Source organism: Allobosea sp. LC85, assembly GCF_000735605.1.
In the GTDB taxonomy this organism is placed as follows: domain Bacteria; phylum Pseudomonadota; class Alphaproteobacteria; order Rhizobiales; family Beijerinckiaceae; genus Allobosea.
In genome coordinates, this window is the sequence record NZ_JPKG01000034.1 from 65,782 (window position 1) to 83,402 (window position 17,621).

15 protein-coding genes are annotated in these 17,621 nt (G+C 64.7%); 5 read left to right on the forward strand and 10 right to left on the reverse strand.

The genetic code is table 11. From position 1 onward, the window contains the following. Positions 1–3: 3 nt before the first annotated feature. The gene (locus FG93_RS17560) at positions 4–3,471 is read right to left on the reverse strand and encodes a hypothetical protein (protein WP_152579492.1); all 3,468 of its coding nucleotides are present in this window, start codon (positions 3,469–3,471) and stop codon (positions 4–6) included. 236 nt (positions 3,472–3,707) lie between these two features. Between FG93_RS17560 and FG93_RS17565 the strand changes: the two genes are divergently transcribed. Then, entirely contained in the window at positions 3,708–4,172 is a 465-nt protein-coding gene (locus FG93_RS17565) for a peroxiredoxin (protein WP_043236672.1), read from the forward strand. Between the two features lie 100 nt (positions 4,173–4,272). Next, positions 4,273–5,586 (forward strand): M23 family metallopeptidase, encoded by a 1,314-nt coding sequence (locus tag FG93_RS17570; RefSeq protein WP_052513896.1) that lies wholly within the window; start codon positions 4,273–4,275, stop codon positions 5,584–5,586. Positions 5,587–5,599: 13 nt separating this feature from the next. Here the strand turns inward: FG93_RS17570 and FG93_RS31935 are convergent. The 9 genes from FG93_RS31935 to tpiA all read right to left on the reverse strand — a co-directional run bounded on the left by FG93_RS31935 (position 5,600) and on the right by tpiA (position 13,262). Beyond that, positions 5,600–6,363, reverse strand: a protein-coding gene (locus tag FG93_RS31935) for an IS5 family transposase (protein ID WP_152579493.1) whose coding sequence is annotated in 2 segments (ribosomal slippage) — positions 5,600–6,025 and positions 6,028–6,363 — 762 coding nt in all. Because the reading frame shifts where the segments join, the coding sequence is not laid out codon by codon here. A 68-nt stretch (positions 6,364–6,431) separates the two neighbouring features. Then, positions 6,432–6,836, reverse strand: a complete 405-nt coding sequence (locus tag FG93_RS17585) for a DUF350 domain-containing protein (protein ID WP_043236886.1) — start codon at positions 6,834–6,836, stop codon at positions 6,432–6,434. Between the two features lie 38 nt (positions 6,837–6,874). After that, positions 6,875–7,750, reverse strand: a complete 876-nt coding sequence (locus FG93_RS17590) for a VOC family protein (RefSeq protein ID WP_043236676.1) — start codon at positions 7,748–7,750, stop codon at positions 6,875–6,877. Positions 7,751–7,823: 73 nt separating this feature from the next. Then, complete coding sequence (locus tag FG93_RS17595; RefSeq protein WP_043236678.1) at positions 7,824–8,990, reverse strand: glutathionylspermidine synthase family protein; 1,167 nt, start codon at positions 8,988–8,990, stop codon at positions 7,824–7,826. A gap of 1 nt (position 8,991) precedes the next feature. Next, complete coding sequence (locus FG93_RS17600; protein ID WP_043236679.1) at positions 8,992–9,588, reverse strand: DUF1190 domain-containing protein; 597 nt, start codon at positions 9,586–9,588, stop codon at positions 8,992–8,994. 12 nt (positions 9,589–9,600) lie between these two features. Further along, a complete protein-coding gene (locus tag FG93_RS17605) occupies positions 9,601–9,957 on the reverse strand; it encodes a DUF350 domain-containing protein (protein ID WP_210165828.1) in 357 nt (118 codons plus the stop codon). 160 nt (positions 9,958–10,117) lie between these two features. Further along, a complete protein-coding gene (locus FG93_RS17610) occupies positions 10,118–11,746 on the reverse strand; it encodes a CTP synthase (RefSeq protein WP_043236681.1) in 1,629 nt (542 codons plus the stop codon). Between the two features lie 193 nt (positions 11,747–11,939). Further along, positions 11,940–12,341, reverse strand: a complete 402-nt coding sequence (gene secG / locus FG93_RS17615) for a preprotein translocase subunit SecG (protein WP_043236683.1) — start codon at positions 12,339–12,341, stop codon at positions 11,940–11,942. 159 nt (positions 12,342–12,500) lie between these two features. Further along, positions 12,501–13,262, reverse strand: coding sequence for a triose-phosphate isomerase (gene tpiA, locus FG93_RS17620; RefSeq protein WP_043236685.1), 762 nt, complete (start codon positions 13,260–13,262; stop codon positions 12,501–12,503). Positions 13,263–13,440: 178 nt separating this feature from the next. Here tpiA and FG93_RS17625 point away from each other — a divergent pair, with 178 nt between their 5' ends. From FG93_RS17625 to FG93_RS17635, 3 genes are read left to right on the forward strand one after another with little or no spacing between them, the layout of a single operon-like run. After that, entirely contained in the window at positions 13,441–15,357 is a 1,917-nt protein-coding gene (locus FG93_RS17625; protein ID WP_244448645.1) for a peptidylprolyl isomerase, read from the forward strand. Beyond that, entirely contained in the window at positions 15,357–16,871 is a 1,515-nt protein-coding gene (gene trpE / locus FG93_RS17630) for an anthranilate synthase component I (protein ID WP_043236686.1), read from the forward strand. Before FG93_RS17625 ends, trpE begins: the two co-directional genes overlap by 1 nt. Next, complete coding sequence (locus FG93_RS17635) at positions 16,871–17,620, forward strand: HipA family kinase (protein ID WP_043236688.1); 750 nt, start codon at positions 16,871–16,873, stop codon at positions 17,618–17,620. The genes trpE and FG93_RS17635 overlap by 1 nt, the downstream gene beginning before the upstream one ends. Position 17,621: the final 1 nt, after the last annotated feature.

A 17,621-nucleotide genomic window follows, 5' to 3' on the forward strand; every position in this document is an offset into this window, starting at 1 on the left:
GCCTCAGCGCTGGGCCTGGCTCGGTGCTGGGACCGGTGGTCTGGCGGGGCGCTCCAGAGGGGCGCCCCCGAGCGGATCAATGAAACGACGCAGGATGCCGGGCGCAATCGCCGAAAGCGGATTGATCGACATGGTCGGCGCGCTGGCAGATCCCATTATCCGGAAATTCAGGGCGAACAGGCCGCCATACTGGCCTCCACCAAGGATCATCCCGACAACCGGGACCTGTGCGAAGGCATTGTTGAAGGCATAGCTCGGCACGAAGGTGCCGCCGATATCGACCTTGTCGCGGCCGTAATCGACATTCCCCTGAAGGGTGAACCCAATCTGCTGGCCCCAGATCACCATGTCCGAGACATCCAGGCGGCTGGCAGAACGGGTGAACTCTGCCCGCAGCTTGGTGAAGGCGACCTCGCTGGCATCGATGCGGCCGCCCGCCCCACCAACGCGATCACCGGACAGGGCCGTCACCGCCTGCTCTCCGAGGACCCGCCGCAACGCCGGCTCGTCGCGCACGACGAAATTGCGGAAGAGCAGCTCTCCGCTTTGGCGCGTGTCGCCCGGGCCCAGCGTCAGCACCAGATCGCCGCCGTGAGCCCGGCGGTAGAAGTCAAAGAAGCGCAGCACCGAGCCGCCATTCTCCGACTGCAGGACAAGTGTGCCGGCGCCTTCGCCTTGGCGGGTCTGCCTTGCGGACACGCTCGACCGGCCGATGCGACCGTCGAAGCTCAGCGAGCGCAGGTCGCCATTGCGCTTCGAGAACTTCAGCACGCCGTTGCCGATCGCCTCGTTGTTGAAGCCGGTCAGGATCGGCACATCGAGATCGACATCGACGTCGTTGCTGCGCGCTGCGCTCTTGTCGCCTCGCGCCGTCGGAGCCGCCCCAACCTGCAGGTCACGAACGAAGGGCCGCACATCGGCAACCTGCCCACGGATGACCAGCTTCGTCACGGCGCCGTCGCGCTTGGCCTCGAGCTTGAGGTTGTCACCGGGGGAGATCCGGAACTGGGAGAGAGAGGCTCCTTCAAATCCGCTCTGCTTGTTGAGCTCGATCTTGCCACGAATCAGGACCGGCGACGCATCGAGCGTGAAGTCGTCGAGATCGGGCCCCTCGGTATCGGCGATGTAATTGAAGGTGGCCCGCCCTGCCCGCCCGGCAGGCTTGGTGAAGCCAGGAATTATCCCGTCGATCGCAACCTTGGTCAGATCGAGTTCGACGCGCGGTGCGGCATCCGCGCCCTTGCCGAGCTGCTTCGACACCTTGACCTGCACGGGACCGTTGACGCCGAGTTCCGGCCCGAAGCCGCGCTTCTGGCGGGCGGCGTTGTCCAGCGCGAAGGCGAGGGTCGCTTCGCCCTGTCCTTTCGCGTTCTGACGAATCTCGATCTGCGCACGCTCGCCGCCGACGCGGCCTTCGCCCCGGATCGAAAGGCCGCTTCTGTCGAAACCAACCGCGAAATTGGCGCCTTCGAGCTTCTCGGTGCCGAGCAATGTATCGGAGGCAATGTTGGAGAGCGTGCCGGAGCTCTGGACCACGACGTCGGAAGGCTGGATTTCGTCGGCCATCGGCAAGGAGATGACGGTCTTCAGGTCACTACTGCCACGGATCAACGCCGGATCGCCCGCTCCGGGATTGAATTCCTTGAGCGCCGGAAAGGTGAAGAGTGCGGCAACCGCATCAGCCGGCCCGATGGAGCGGAAGCCGATCTTGGCTTGAGGACGCGGTGCCCAGGTATCGCGTATGGCAAAGCTGCCTTCGCTCAACGCGAGCTTGCGGCCATCACCCAGGTCGGCGGTTGCCTTTGGGATGCTGAGCTGGACCGTGCGGCCGGTCGCGGTTCCATTGACCGCACCATCGATCAGCGGCGGCAGTCCAGGCCCCGGCAGGTAGCGCACATTCGTCGCGTCCACCGTTACGAGCAGCGCCTTGTCGGGCATGCCCGCACCTTGCAGCATTCTGGCGTGGTCTTCTGCCGGCAGGTCGACCTTCACATCCACCGAAGCAAGGCGGCCCGCGGCCACTTCACGGGTCAGCGAAGCGTGCAGCTGGGGCGAAGTCCACCCCGGCCAGACAGCAAGGGCGGCCCGCGCATCCGAATCCGTCGCCCTGACCCAGAACTGCTGAGTGGGAGAATCGCCTCGCTTCTGCACAAGCCCGGTCATGTCGACCGCAATCAGAGGACCGCGTAGTGAGAAATTCTCGATACGGACCTCCCCGGCTGAGCTGTCGAGGACGATACCGCTCTGAATGCTATCGATGGCGACTGCCGGATCCGAGCCGATTCCCGATATCTGCCCCTTTGCGTCCAGCCCGACGCGCCAGACGCCGTTCTCTCCACGCAAGCTGCCGGAACCGCGCAGCAATGTCGGGCCGGCCTTGAACTCCGCGGAGGTCACACGGAAATCAGCAAGCCCCGTTCCGCTCTCCAGCTCGACATGCGCGGCATCGACCGAGATCGGCGCGACCGGGCTGTCGCGAAAGGTGATCGTGCCGGGAAGGATGTCGAAGCGCGCCGACATCTTGCTTTGACCGCCCGGTCGGTGAGCCAGGGAGATCTTGCCCTTCATCGGCAGCCCGTCGATGGCGACGCTCGACGTGCCCACGGCGAGAGCAACGGCCTCGGCGGGCTCGAAGCGAACGACATCGATCTCCGCCCGCTGCGTTCCATCCGGATCGGCCGACAGGTCGACAGCGAGCTCCTTCCAGCGCGAGCCGGTCCGGCCCTTCATGGTGAGACGGCTGACGCCGTTGCCGACACGCGACAGCTTGATGTCGACATCCTCGAGGCTGGTCTTCTGTCGGCCATCGGGATCGACCAGTGCCAGCCTCGCTCCGCGCATGCCTGCCGTTTCGAGCGCCCCGAGAAGACCGTCTCCGGCAGCAACCGTCGCGACCGCCTCCATGATGTTGGTGAAGACCTTCCAATGGCTGGCATCTGGAATCGCGGGCGGCTGCACCACGGGTTCGGGGGGCGCCGCATCCGCATTCACGATCAATGTGCCATCATGATTCACGCCGAGGCGCATATTGACGCCACGCAGGTCGACCGACACCAGCCGGATTTCTCCACGCAGCAGTGCCAGTGGCACATAGCCGAGCACGGCTTCCGGCGCACGGAAGGCTGCACCGCTGCGATGGCGGAACGAAACCTGCCTAACCCTGAGTTGGGAATGTCCGTCGATCCGACTGAGCTCGGCGCTGCCGGCCTCGACCTGCCAGTCGGGGCCGAGCCGCTCTGCAATAGCCGCCGAGATTCGGCCCTCGAGGCCCGAGAGCGGAATCATCCCGGTGACCAGCAGCGCTCCGGCCGCACCCGCCAACGTCACCAGTGCGACGGCCACAGCCACCACGATCGTGACAAGCCCAGCCTTCGCGCGCCGTGCGACAGCAGCGACCTCATCGCAGGTCGTGCTTTCGGCCGCCGCAACCTGCGGCGGCTCCTGACCGACCTTGTCGTTACTCTCGTTCACCAAGGACTTTCGCGTTCTGAAAAGGGCCGAAATGCGACTTCGGTCCGGCTTCACCAGATTCTATGAGTCTTCGCCGGCCTGAATGACCGTAGGCGGGTTACACGGATGTTGCGGCCAGACTAACCGATTCGGCTTCTGCTCCACCCAGGCTGGCTGGCGCATGAACGGGCGGCATACCCTGCCCATCGATTCTTTGCGCTCCTTGCAGCGCGATCGCGACAAAAGGAAGGCAATTCATGGGCTTGCAAGTGGGCGATCTCGCGCCAGCATTCACATTGCCCAGGGACGGCGGCGGCACGGTTTCGCTCGCGGACCTCAAGGGGCGCAAGGTCGTGCTCTACGCCTATCCGAAGGACGATACCGAGAGCTGCACAAAGGAAGCGATTGCCTTCAACGCCTTGCATGCCGAGTTTGCTGCGGCTGGGGCCGATATCATCGGAATCTCTCCCGATCCGATCAAGCGTCACGATCGCTTCAAGCAGAAATATGCCCTCGCCTTCCCCCTTGTCGCAGATGAAGCTCGCGGAGTGCTCGAGAACTACGGCATCTGGGTCGAGAAGAGCATGTATGGCCGCAAGTATATGGGGGTGGAGCGAACCACCTATCTGATCGGCCAAGACGGGCGCATCGCCCGGATCTGGCCGAAGGTGAAGGTCACGGGCCATGCCGAGGAGGTCCTGGCGGCCGTCCGGGCGATGTGACAGCCGCGGCAGAATGCTGAGCCGGCGCCAGCGATTTGCAAAGGATTAACCCTAACAAGGTCTACTCGCATCATCGGCAGCGTTACATCCGGTTTTGCGTATGACTCATCCCACCTCGCCTGGTCCGGCCCTTCCCGTCACGGGGCTGGCCTCGCACAAGAGCTACACGATCCGCCGTTCGACGGCCTTCGCGGGCCTCTCGCTTCTGGCCCTTACGACTGCCTGGGGTGGTGTGACCGGCTGGTACATCCTCAGCAAGGACGACATCGCGGCGCGGTTGATCGCCCGCGAGACCGCCCGGCAATATGCCTATGAAGACAGGATCGCGGCGTTGCGCGCCGATATCGACCGGCTCGCCAGCCGCGCCCTGCTCGATCAGGATGGCGTCGAGGCGCGTGTCGACGAACTGGCCACCCGTCAGGCCGAACTGGAGAGCAAGCAGGCCCTGGTGGCCGCCGTCACCGAAACGCTGCAGGCCGGCGGCATTGCATCTCCTGCGAAGGTTCCGCTGCGTTCGCGCCTGATCAAGGCGGAGGAGCCGATCCGTGCCTCCAGCGTCTCAAGCTTCGCGCCGATCACCTCGAGCAAGCCGATGCCGGCTCCCGACGTTCCCGGGCTCCGCAGCTCGGAAGAGCGCAAGAGCGTTCCCTGGCAATCGGGGGAGGCGGAGGAAGCTCCGCAACCGCCCGCGCAACGCGTCGCTGAATCGCTGACCAGGCTCGACCAATCGCTGTCCGAGACAGCCACTGCTCAGCTCGCCGCGCTGCGCCATATGGACCAATCGCTCGCCGAATCTCAAAAAACGCTGCGCGGTGCGCTGGCGGAAACCGGACTCGACACCGACAAGCTTGCCGCTTCGACGACGGTCGCCAAGGGCGTCGGCGGCCCCTTCGTCCCCTTCAAGGTGGATGCATCCGCCGGTCCCTTCGAGGCCACATTGAGCGCTCTGCAACCGCGCATATCGGCAGTGAATCGGCTGCGCGGTCTTGTTGAGCAGTTGCCCCTTCGCAAGCCGATGCAGGGCGAGGTCGACATGACATCGAACTATGGCTATCGCGTCGACCCTTTCACCCGCGGCCCGGCGATGCATACCGGTATCGACTTCCGCGCGGAAACTGGCACGCCGATCCGCGCCACTGCGCCCGGCAAGGTTGTCTCGGCTGAATATACCGGCGGCTACGGAAACATGGTCGAGATCGAACATGCTGGCGGCATCACCACGCGCTATGCTCACATGTCTGCAATCAGCGTTTCGGCCGGACAATTGGTGACGAGCGGTACCGTGGTCGGCAAGGTCGGCACCACCGGGCGCTCGACCGGTCCGCATCTGCATTACGAAACCCGGATCGACGGCGAGCCAATCGACCCGACGCGCTTTGTCCGCGCCGGCAGCAAGCTCGCGAACCAGCTCTAGGATCTGTGGACACTTATCTGATCCATAGGATCGTCGCGGCGATTGTGACGACGGCGAGGTAGTGTCTGGCCGTCTTTTCGAAGCGCGTCGCGACGCGACGAAACTGCTTGAGTTTCGAGAAGCAGCACTCGATCAGGTGGCGCTGTGCGTAGAGGTGCTTGTCGAGGGGATATTTGCGGGCTCTCGAAGGGTTGTTTGGGATGACGGCCAAGGCGCCCTTTTCTGCGATCTCTCGACGCAGGGGATCGGCATCATAGGCGGCGTCGGCCATGACGACTTTGGCGGGCAAGCCGTCGATCAGGGCGTGAGCCTGCGGGCAATCTCCGCGTTGGCCGGCGGTCAGGGTGAAGCGCACCGGGCAGCCAAGACCTCTGACGGCCATATGGATTTTGGTGCTCAGGCCACCGCGAGAGCGGCCAAGGGCCTGATCTTCAGACCCCCTTTTTTAGCGCCCGAAGCGTGCTGGTGAGCGCGGATGATCGTGGAATCGACGATCAGATACTCGAAGTCCGGATCGTCCGACATCGCCGCGAAGATGCGCCACCAGACACCCTTGTGGCTCCAGCGGCTGAAGCGACGGAAAACGCTGTTCCAGTCGCCGAAAACCTCTGGCAGATCGCGCCAAGGCGAGCCAGTTCGCACGATCCACAAGACCGCTTCCACGAACATCCGGTTGTTGCGACCAGACGAACCGCGCGTCCTCTCATCACCGATGATGTGGGGCGAGATCCGCTCCCATTGATCGTCCCGAAGAATCAGGCGGTCCAGAACGCCCATGGCTGCCTCCAAAAGACAGCCTTGAATCACGCATCAGCGCCCGTGGGAATCCCAAGAGTCCACGGCTCCTAGAAGGTCATCGTCGCCGCGTTGATGACCCCCGCCGCAAGCGAGGCGGCACCGAGGAACAGCGCGGCGGCCAGCTCCCCGGCAGCGATTCGCGCCGACAGGTTGGGCAGCACGAGCCTGACCAGGAAATAAACCAGCAACTGCACCACGAGGGCGACGATGCCCCAGACCACGAGGTCGATGATCGTCGTTGCGTGGACCACGGCGCTCGACAGCGGCAGGGCGAAACCCGTGAGGCTGAGCCCCAGCGAGAGTGCAGCAGCTACGTTGTTGCGGCGGATCAGGCCGAATTCATTATGCGAGGTCGCAAGGGTATAGATCAGCAGATAGATGGCAACGAGCCCAAGCGACGCCGAAAAGAAAAGCGCAAAATCCGGCAATCGCGCCAAAGCCTGGCCGAGCATCGTCATCCCCCGAGTGATTCTTTGAGCGATCCTGCGCTTCAGTTCGCCTCGAACGCAACCGTGCAGCCCATGGCGTTGCTAGCCGGTACGACGATGCGACTACCGATCTGCCGCCACTCCACCCCAGCCGCGTCCAGATCACCACGCAGCGCATCGAGATCCTTCACCGCGACCGCGAATCCGATGAAATGCGGATCATTTCTCCCCTCCTCGACCCCAAAGAGCTGGTAGGCGGCATGCGGCGTCAGAATATCGACGCGACCGCGCGGAAGGGTTGCGCTGATGCCGAGCGAATTGGATTTCAGACTGCGCTCGCCAGTGAAGGCCGATAGGAAAACGTGGTGGTCGGTCGGATTCTCCGCAACCATGACGGCGGCGGCCAGCGCCTGCACGCCGTTCGGATGCTGCTGGAAGGTCGGGTTCCAGAAATTCTGCGGCTCGTGCTGCTGGCAGACGAAGAAGCCGCAAGCTGGTGCCAACGCGTTGCGGGCAAAGGCCAGCGAGAAGGCAACGCGGACCTCGTTCCCATCGGGACTGCGCGCCTGTCGCTCAAAGAAAAACGGCTCGTAATCGCCGATTCCGGCTGCTTCGAAGGCCTGCGCATCGGCCTTCGCATCGCGGCTTTCGAGAACCAGCATCGACAGGCCTTCTGCCCGAGCGAGCTGATCGCGCACAAAGCCTCCGAAGGAGAAGCGACGATGGGCATGGGGTGGAATTGCCTCGGAGTCGCCGATCGTGATCAGTTCGAGGAAGGCCCCCGGAAACTGCACGATGCGGTTCTCCGTGCCCCAGGGATGTCGATTGCGGGCGCCCACCCTGAAGCCCATCTTCGCATAGAGTTCGCCGGCAGCATCGAGGTCACGCACGCCGATGACGAGGTGGTCGAGGCCACGTGGCTGATTGGGCTGGGACATGTCGTGAATCGCCGTTGCTCAGGCCGCGCGTTGCGGTCTCAGGCGCCGGCTGTAGCAAGCTTTGCGGGAGCGGTCACGGCTCGATGTAATGCGGCACGAAGCGCGACGTGTTCTTGGTGATCGGCGTCACATCCTCGCGGATACATAGTCCGCAGGGTTGCGAGGCAACGAGCCAGGAACCCAGCACGGCATGGTAACCGGCAAAAGAGGCGAGCGGCGCAGCGTCCTGAAGGATGAAGCCCTCCGCCCCATAGGGGCCGTCATCGCTGTCCAGCACCGTTCCCCGTTCGATCAGCGCGATGTTGGCACCCTCGCGCGAGTACAGCGGCTTGCGGACATAGCGTGGACTGAGCTCCGCGCAACGCGGGTCGCCCTCGAAGAAGGCAGGCAGCAGATTCGGGTGGCGGGGCTCCATCTGCCAGAGGCAGGCAAGCAGGCCCTTGTTGGAGAGAAGCGCTTTCCAGGGCGGCTCGATGAACTGGCAGCGTGAGCCAGCCAGAGCCTGCGCGTAGCTCTCTCGGAAGAGCCACTCCCACGGATAGAGCTTGAACAGCGTCTCGATCGGCAGGTTGGCTCCGTCGCAGAACCGTCCGTCGGCAAGCAGTCCGATCTCCTCGATGAAGGTGAAACGCGCGTCGAGACCGGCCTGGACCGCGCAATCCTTGAGATAGTCGACGGTGCCCTTGTCCTCGTTGCTGTTCTGGACGCAAGTCAGATGCAGCTGATAGGGCGACGGCTCGCGCAGGGCCGCAAAGGCCCCGATCAATCGTTCGTGCAGCGAATTGAACTGATCGCTACCGGGCGGGAGGGCACCCCGTGCCATGGCCTGCTCGAGCCAGTCCCATTGCACGACGCTCGATTCGAACAGCGCAGTCGGCGTATCGGCGTTATATTCCAGCAGCTTGGCCGGCCCGCTGCCGTCATAGGCCAGATCGAGCCGACCATAGAGGTTGCGGTCGCCGCGCTGCCAGCTGTCGCGGATCAGAGGCCAGTGCATGGGCGGGATGGCGAGCCGGGTCAGGATTTCTTCTTCGGCGATCGCGCGTTCGACAAAGGCAAAACAAAGCTGTTCGATCTCGCCTGTCGGCGCTTCGATATCGCGCTCGATCTCCTCCAGCGTGAAGACGTAGGCGGCGCTCTCGTCCCAGTAGGCCTCGCCGTCGAGGGTGTGGAAGGCGAAGCCCAGACGCTCGACCTGCGCCTGCCAATCCCGACGTGGTGCCAGTGCAACCCGCCGCATCTCAGGACGAAGAGGAGGAACTGTAGGACCGGGAGGTCGAGCCGAAGCCGCCGCGAGAGGCGGCGCTCGGCATGCTCGCGACGCCGCTCGACGATACGTTGCGCGCGACGAGTGCCTGTCCCGAGGCTGTCGAATAGGCGCGCGAACTTCCGCCTCTGCCGCCTCCTCCGGACGACGAAGACCGGGCCTGCTGACATTCCTCAGCCAGACTGCCGGGCGGGCAGGCCTGACGCGTCGGCGGCAGGAGCGGCTGGGCTGAACCGCCGCCCTGCGCGAAGCTGCGCGCGAGCATGATTCCGGCAAGCGCCGGAATAACGACCTGCGCGCCATTCCAGACCGCGCTCTGACAGGAACCGGAGCCGTACTCGGCTTCGCATGCGCCGGCGCTCGTGAACTTCTTCGCGTCGCGGAGTTGATTTGCGGAGGCTTCGTTGAAACGCTGCTCACATTGGCTGCCGGAGATTTGCCCGGCTGCGCGACAATCGGCGAGCGAGTTGTAGACGAGCGTATCCTCCACTTCGTCCTCCGAGCGCGGCCACGCGATCGCGACCAGCACCACACCCACCGCGGCCAATCCGATCTGCGAGGAGCGCTTCATGACCCCCTCCCCTCAAACCGTCATGCTGGCGGCTGCCAGCGTGCCGCTGATCACCGCGATCACCGCCAGCATTGCGGCAGACGGGAGGCGATCTTCCTGGATCTTCTTCGAGAGATCAGGGATCAGGGCGCGGGCAAGCCCGTAGGCCGCGAACTGGATCAGCATCGCGGCAAGCGCCCAGAGCACGCAGTCGGGAATGCTGTTCGCCTGGGCGATTGCCCTTTCGAGCGGGATCGAGAAACCAGCGAGATTGCCGCCTAGCGCTATCGCGGCGGAGAGATTCCCTGCCCGGATCAGTGCGATTTCGTCATGCGCGGTCAACCGCATGTAGATGAGAGCGAAACCCGTGATCAGCGCTGATCCGACCACAAAATATAGCAAAAACGCCGGTAAACCGGCCATCGAGACCGCCATATCGCTCCCCCCGACTCGTGAAGCGACTATAGTCCGCCGGCGGCGCTGCACCAGCGGCTTGTCGGAAGTATCGCGGCACGTGATCAGGCGGGCAGCTCGCACCGCCCGGCTTGGATCAAACCAGGCGGCTCTGCACCACCGCCGCCTCGACGAAGCTGGCGAAAAGCGGGTGAGGCTCGAATGGCCGCGACTTCAGTTCGGGATGATACTGCACGCCGATGAACCAGGGATGGTCGGGATACTCGACCGTCTCGGGTAGAAGGCCGTCCGGCGAAACACCACAGAACTTCAGGCCATTCGCCTCAAGCCGCTCACGATAGCCCATATTGACTTCGTAGCGGTGGCGGTGGCGCTCGGAAATCTCGGTCGAGCCGTAGATTTCGGCTATCTTTGAGCCGGGGGTGAGCTTCGAGGCGTAGGCGCCGAGCCGCATCGTGCCGCCCAGATCGCCACCGGCCGCACGCATCTCGAGATCGTTGCCGCGCATCCATTCGGTCATCAGGCCGACGACAGGCTCGTCGGTGGGGCCGAACTCGGTCGAATTGGCCTTCTTGATATGAGCGAGCGAACGGGCGGCCTCGATTACCGCCATCTGCATGCCGAAGCAGATGCCGAAATAGGGAACCTTGCGCTGCCGGGCGAAGGTCGCAGCCTTGATCTTGCCCTCGGCGCCGCGATGTCCGAAGCCGCCGGGAACCAGGATGCCATGGACATGCTCCAGGAAGGGAGCCGGATCTTCCTTCTCGAAGACCTCCGATTCGATCCAGTCGAGATTGACCTTGACCCGGTTGGCGATGCCGCCATGCATCAGGGCCTCGATGAGGGACTTATAGGCGTCCTTCATGCCGGTGTACTTGCCGACGATGGCGATCGTGACTTCGCCCTCGGGATTCTTCACGCGCTCGGAAATGCGCCGCCAATTGCTCAGATCGGGCGCTTCGCCGGCGTCCAGGCCGAACGCCGCCAGGACCTCGGTGTCGAGCCCTTCGGCGTGATAGGACAGCGGCACGTCATAGATCGAAGCAACGTCCCGGGCCTCAATCACCGCGGTTTCCCGGACATTGCAGAACAGAGCGAGCTTGCGGCGTTCCTCGCGCGGGATTTCGCGGTCGGTGCGGCAGAGCAGGATATCGGCCTGGATGCCGATCGACCGCAGCTCGGCAACCGAATGCTGGGTCGGCTTCGTCTTTAGCTCCCCGGCCGTCGGGATATAGGGCAGCAGCGTGAGATGCGTGAAGATGCACTGCCCGCGCGGCAATTGCTGGCTGATCTGGCGAATGGATTCGAGGAAGGGCAGGCTCTCGATATCGCCCACCGTCCCGCCGATCTCGACCAGCGTGAAGTCGTAGTCTTCGTTGCCGGCGAGGACAAACTCCTTGATGGCGTTGGTGACGTGCGGAACGACCTGGATCGTCGCTCCGAGATAGTCACCACGGCGCTCCTTGGTCAGGATGTCCATATAGATGCGGCCGGTGGTGATGTTGTCACCCTTGTTGCAGGGCCTGCCGGTGAAGCGCTCGTAATGCCCGAGATCGAGATCGGTCTCGGCTCCGTCATCGGTGACGAAGACCTCGCCATGCTGATACGGGCTCATCGTGCCCGGATCGACATTCAGATAGGGATCAAGCTTGCGCAGGCGGACCGTATAGCCCCGTGCCTGCAGGAGAGCTGCGAGAGCTGCCGCCGCGAGGCCTTTGCCAAGCGAGGATACCACGCCGCCGGTGATGAAAACGTACCGCGTCATGGGAGATCACCTTTAACGCCAGGGTTCCGATTCGCTAAGCGCGCCGTTGCAGACCCGCCTTGCTGTTTACGCTTGTCCACAACAGAGAAGAGCCGGCCTTCCGCCAGCTCTCCCCCAAAAGAGAAGGGCCGGTTTCCCGGCAGCTCTTCTCCAAAAGAGAAGGGCCGGTTTCCCGGCCCCTGCCCCGTCCTCATCACTGCTGCGGCGCTGCCGGCGGCGTCGGCGGTTGCGAGCCGCCCTGATTCTGCATCTGGCGCAGCTGGTCGAGCACGCCGCCTCCGGCGTTGGGAGCGCTTGGACCGGTCGGCGCCGCGGGAGCAGTCGTTCCCGGCGCGCCATCGATGATCGAGCGCTGCGTCCGCCCCTGAGTGGCCATGATCGCCAGCGCGATCGAGGTCAGGAAGAAGAGCCCGGCCAGGATCGCCGTCGCGCGGGTCAGGGCATTGGCTTGGCCGCGGCCCGTCATGAAGCCGCCGGCACCACCGCCACCGCCCGAACCCATGCCCAGGCCGCCGCCTTCGGAACGCTGCAGCAGGACCACGCCGACGAGCGCGATCACGATGATCAGATGGATGACGATGAGAACGTTCTGCATGATCCCACGAAATAGGTATGACGCGGGCTGCCACAAGGTGCCCCGCGCCGCATGTCCGCCGATTGCGGGCTCGGCGGCGCACATAGCACGCAGATGCCGGGTGCACCACCCGGCAATTGCGTCATTCGTGCAATGCCCCCGCCAGCTCGGCGACAAGGATCAGCGGCAGGCGCGCGCGATGCCGAGGAAATCCTCGGCCTTGAGGCTGGCGCCGCCGACGAGCGCACCGTCGACATGGGGAACATTCATCAGTTCGGCCGCGTTGGACGGCTTGACCGATCCGCCATAGAGCAACCGCACACCAGCGGCCGCGGCCTTGCCAAGCATCTTGCCGAGTTCGATCCGGATCGCCTCGTGCATCTCGGCCACGTCGGCAACGGTCGGGGTCAGACCTGTGCCGATGGCCCATACCGGCTCGTAGGCGATGACGAGGGTCGAGAGCGTCGACGCATCGGGAACCGAGCCGCGAAGCTGTTTCCTGACCACGGCAAGCGCCTTGCCGGCTGCGCGCTCGGCCTGCATCTCGCCCACGCAGACGACCGGGACGAGCAGCGACCGCTGCGCCGCCTCGGCCTTGGCCTTGACGACGACGTTGGTCTCGCCGTGGAGGGTGCGACGCTCGGAATGACCGACGATGGCATAGCCGGCCCCGGCATCGGCCAGCATGGCGGCAGAAACCTCTCCGGTGAAGGCGCCACTTTCCTGCTCACTGCAATCCTGGCCGCCCGTGGCGATCCGCGAGCCGGTCAAGACGCCCGTCATGGTGAAGAGCAGCGTCGCTGGCGGGCAGATGGCGAGATCGACCGCGTGCTTCAGTTCCCGGTCATAGCCCCTGGCTACCTCGGTTGCGATGGCAAGCTCGGCCTTGAGCCCGTTCATCTTCCAATTGCCCGCCACCAACGGCTTGATGCTGCGCGTCACCTTGATCCTCCTGATTTCTCGCCTGGGGGGCTCCTAGCAATGCCCGCAACGCGCCGCAATCGGTCGGCAAGAGCACGGTGAAGATTGCCCGCGGCGTGATCGGTTCCTATAAGCAGCGCCGAAACGACGCGAAGGCTCGCGCCGCTGACACGCGGCCGGAGAGGGAAAGAACCACCAAATGATGATGCATCGCATCCGCATGGCGGGGCAGAGCTTCCTTGGCAAGCTCATCATCACCATCATGTTCGGCTTCCTGATCCTGTCGTTCGCGATCTGGGGCATCGGCGACATTTTCCAGGGCTACGGGCGAAATTCCGTCGCCAAGGTCGGGAAGACCGAGATCGGCCTCGAGCAGATGCGCGTGGCCTATCAGAACGAAGTCCAGAACCTGACACGCCAGCAGCGCCGCTCGATCACGCCCGAAATGGCGCGCGCGCTTGGTCTCGACCGTCAGGTGCTCTCGCGCCTCGTTACCGAGGCCGTGCTCGACCAGACCGCGAGCCGGATGCGGCTTGCCGTGTCCGACGAGACCATCCGCAACCTGATTTTCCAGGACCCGGTCTTCCGGGATGCCTCCGGCAACTTCTCGCCGGCACGCTTCAACGAATTGCTGCGCTCGAACGGGCTCAACGAACAGAATTATGTGCGCGAGCAGCGGGCCACGATCCTGCGCCAGCAGATCGCCGAGATGGTGGTCGGCGGCGTGACCGCTCCGGTCGCGCTGCAGGAACTCGGACATCGCCTGCGCAACGAGCGACGCGCGGTGACATTCTCCAGGCTGCCGCCGGCTGCCGCCGGTGAGATCGCGGCACCGACCGAGGCCCAGCTCAAGGGCTATTTCGACGAACGCAAGGCGAGCTTCCGTGCTCCCGAGCTCCGCAGCGCCAACATATTGACGATCTCGGCCGAGGCGCTGGCCGACCCGAGCAAGATCACCGACGAAGAGGCCAAGGCCCGCTACGAGCAGGTCAAGGCGCAGCGCTTTGGCTCGCCCGAGAAGCGCACGATCCAGCAGATCACCTTCCCGAATCCCGAGGAGGCGCAGGCTGCCAAGGCGAAGATCGATGCCGGCGAGGCGTTCGAGGCGATCGCCGCGGCGCGCAATGTCGCCGAGAAGGACCTGACGCTCGGCACCTTCACGCGCAATCAGGTTTTCGATCCGGCTGTGCGCGAGGCCGCGTTCGCGCTTGCCCAGGGAGCCGTCAGCGCGCCGGTCGCAAGCGCCTTCGGCGCTGTGCTGCTCCGCGTCCCGACGATCGAGCTCGAGCGGGTGCGCCCGTTCGAGGAAGTAGCCGATGAGGTGCGCAAGGACGTTGCGACCAGCAGGGCCACCAGCCAGCTCACGGACCTGCATGACCGGATCGAGGACCAGCGGGCTGCCGCCAAGCCGCTTGCCGAGATCGCGCGCGAGTTCAACCTGCCCCTGCTGACGGTCGGCCCGGTCGATGCCAGCCTGGGCAAGCCGGACGGCACGCAGGTGCAGCCCCTGCCTGGCGGCGACGCCACGCTTCCCGCAATCTTCCGCTCGGATATCGGCGTCGACAACGAGGCCATTCGCCTGCCGCGCGACACGGGCTATGTCTGGTTCGATGTGACCAAGATCGAACCCTCGCGCGAGCGGACCTTTGACGAGGTCAAGGCCGAGGTCGAGCGTCAGTGGCGGGCAGACGAAGTCGCCAGCAAGCTCTCCGCCAAGGCTCGCGAACTCGTGCAGCGTCTCGATTCCGGCGAGGCCTTCGATGCCGTGGCCGCCTCGGCCAGCCTGGTTGTCGAGCAGGCGGCGGATCTGGGCCGGCAGGACCAGAAGCCGCAGCTGCCAGCCAATGTCGTCAGCCTGATCTTCGGAACGCCCGTCGGCAAGGGCAACTCGGCCCTGGGCGCCGGCGACAACGGGCGCGTGCTCTTCAAGGTCGTTTCCGCGACCGTGCCGCCCTATGCCCGCACGACGCAGGAGGCGGAGAATTTTGCCCGCCTGCTCGGTTCCAGCGTCAGCGAGGATATCCTCGCGCAGTATGTCGCGAAACTGCAGAGCAATCTCGGCGTCACGGTCAACGAGACGGCCTTCCGGAATGCCACCGGCGGCGCGCAGAACTGATGTCTGCGCCCTCCGATCTCTCCTCCTTTGCGGAGGCGTATGACGCGGGAGTGCCACAGCTCCTGCGGCGGATCCTGGTCGGTGATTGCGAGACGCCCGTCGCCGCCTTCATGAAGCTGAGGCACGCCACTCTCGGCCCGAGCTTCCTGCTCGAATCAGTCGAGGGCGGCGCCGTACGCGGGCGTTACTCGATGATCGGGATCGAGCCGGACGTGATCTGGCGCTGCCATCGCGGCGCGGCTTCGCTCTGCCGGCCGGCATTGGGCGAGGCCTTCGTCGCCGATCCGCGCCCCGCCTTCGAGAGCCTGCGGGCTCTGCTCGCCGAGAGCGCCATCCCCGACGAGGATGGCCTGCCCCCGATGGCAGCCGGTGTCTTCGGCTATCTCGGCTACGACATGGTGCGGCTGATGGAGCGCCTGCCGCAGCCAAAGGACACCGGGACCGGCGTCCCCGACGCGATCCTGACTCGCCCTACCCTGATGGTGGTGTTTGATACCGTGCGCGACGAGATCCATCTCGTGACGCCGGTCCGCCTGCAACCGGGCGTTGCCGCACGTGTCGCCCACGAGCGGGCGCTGGAGCGGCTCGACCGGGTCACTGATATTCTCGAGGGCCCTCTCCCACCGGAAGCCGACATCGATATTGCTGCGCTGCCGCAGCCCGACATCGTTTCCAACACGACCGAGGCGGAGTTTCACGCCATGGTGGCCAGGGCGCAGGATTACATCCGCGCCGGCGATATCTTCCAGGTCGTGCTGTCGCAGCGTTTCGAGGCGCCCTTTGCCCTGCCCTCCTTTGCGCTCTACCGGGCATTGCGGCGCGTCAACCCGGCGCCGTTCCTGTGCTATCTCGACTTCGCAGAGTTTCAGATCGTCTGCTCGAGCCCCGAGATCCTGGTGCGGCTGCGCGACGATACCGTCACCATCCGGCCGATCGCCGGCACGCGGCGGCGCGGCGCGACGATCGAAGAGGATGCGGCGCTCGCCGAGGAACTGCTGGCCGACCCCAAGGAACGAGCCGAGCATCTGATGCTGCTCGATCTTGGTCGCAATGACGTCGGCCGCGTTGCGCGGATCGGCTCGGTCAAGGTCACGGATTCCTTCTTCATCGAGCGTTACAGCCAGGTCATGCACATCGTTTCCAATGTCGAGGGAGCGATCGACCCGCAGCATGATGCGCTGGCCGCGCTCTCCGCGGGCTTTCCGGCCGGCACCGTTTCCGGGGCGCCGAAGGTGCGTGCCATGGAGATCATCGATGAGATGGAACATGACGCACGCGGCGCCTATGGCGGCTGCATCGGCTATTTCGGCGCCAATGGCGAGATGGATACCTGCATCGTGCTCCGCACCGCCGTGGTGAAGGACGGCCGCATGCATGTCCAGGCCGGCGCCGGCATCGTCTATGATTCGAATCCGGCCTCCGAGCAGCTCGAGTGCATCAACAAGGCCAAGGCCCTGTTCAAGGCGGCTGAGGAAGCGATCCGTTTCGCGGCACGCGCCGGCCGGGGGCAATAGTGGCCCTGCTGGAGCCCAGGGGCGGCGAGGCCGGTACGGTCGTCGAAATCCTGCGGGTCTTCAGCCATGCGAGCACGCGCCCCTGCTTGGTTCGGACGACGGACGGCAGGCTGTATGTGCTGAAGCTCGCCGGCGCCGGGCCAGGGCCTCGCGGCCTGCTGATCGAGTATCTCGCCCTGCGCTTCGCCAAGCTGCTCGGCGCGCCGGTCCCGGACGCCAAGCCTCTGCTGCTGCCGCATGGCTTTCCCTGGATGGTCGGCACCGACGAATTCGACGAGATGATCCAGCGTAGCTTTGGCTGGAATCTCGGTGTCGGCTTCATCCCGGATACCGAGCCGGTCGCAGCCGTGGACCTTGGCCTCGATGATACGGCAAGTCTCCTGACGATCGCGGAGGCGGATTGCTTCCTGCACAATGTCGACCGGCCGCGCTCGAATCCGAATCTCCTGCGCGGGGTGTGTGGAAAGCTGCACGCGATCGATTTCGACGCCTGTCTCTATTTCGACAGGGCGCTGGCCGGTCGCCTGCCCGCCAGCTTCACGCTTCCAGGCACACATCTTCTGGAAGGCACTATGACGCGCATCGAAGGCAAGACACTCGATCCCGACCTGCCGGCTTCCTGGCTGGCGGAAGTGCCGCCGGCGTGGATCGATGCCGCGGGGCGCGAGGTCTCGGCCATCGCCAACGCGCTTGCAACCTATGTCCGGCACTGGAACGCCACGTGCCCTGACCGGACGCATACGGGCTGAC

Excerpts from the sequence above, each read along its gene's own strand:
- FG93_RS17565 (WP_043236672.1), top strand. The coding sequence starts at position 3,708 with ATGGGCTTGCAAGTGGGCGATCTCGCGCCAGCATTCACATTGCCCAGG.
- FG93_RS17570 (WP_052513896.1), top strand. The coding sequence starts at position 4,273 with ATGACTCATCCCACCTCGCCTGGTCCGGCCCTTCCCGTCACGGGGCTG.
- FG93_RS17585 (WP_043236886.1), bottom strand. The coding sequence starts at position 6,836 with ATGCTCGGCCAGGCTTTGGCGCGATTGCCGGATTTTGCGCTTTTCTTT.
- FG93_RS17590 (WP_043236676.1), bottom strand. The coding sequence starts at position 7,750 with ATGTCCCAGCCCAATCAGCCACGTGGCCTCGACCACCTCGTCATCGGC.
- FG93_RS17595 (WP_043236678.1), bottom strand. The coding sequence starts at position 8,990 with ATGCGGCGGGTTGCACTGGCACCACGTCGGGATTGGCAGGCGCAGGTC.
- FG93_RS17600 (WP_043236679.1), bottom strand. The coding sequence starts at position 9,588 with ATGAAGCGCTCCTCGCAGATCGGATTGGCCGCGGTGGGTGTGGTGCTG.
- FG93_RS17610 (WP_043236681.1), bottom strand. The coding sequence starts at position 11,746 with ATGACGCGGTACGTTTTCATCACCGGCGGCGTGGTATCCTCGCTTGGC.
- secG (WP_043236683.1), bottom strand. The coding sequence starts at position 12,341 with ATGCAGAACGTTCTCATCGTCATCCATCTGATCATCGTGATCGCGCTC.
- FG93_RS17625 (WP_244448645.1), top strand. The coding sequence starts at position 13,441 with ATGATGATGCATCGCATCCGCATGGCGGGGCAGAGCTTCCTTGGCAAG.
- trpE (WP_043236686.1), top strand. The coding sequence starts at position 15,357 with ATGTCTGCGCCCTCCGATCTCTCCTCCTTTGCGGAGGCGTATGACGCG.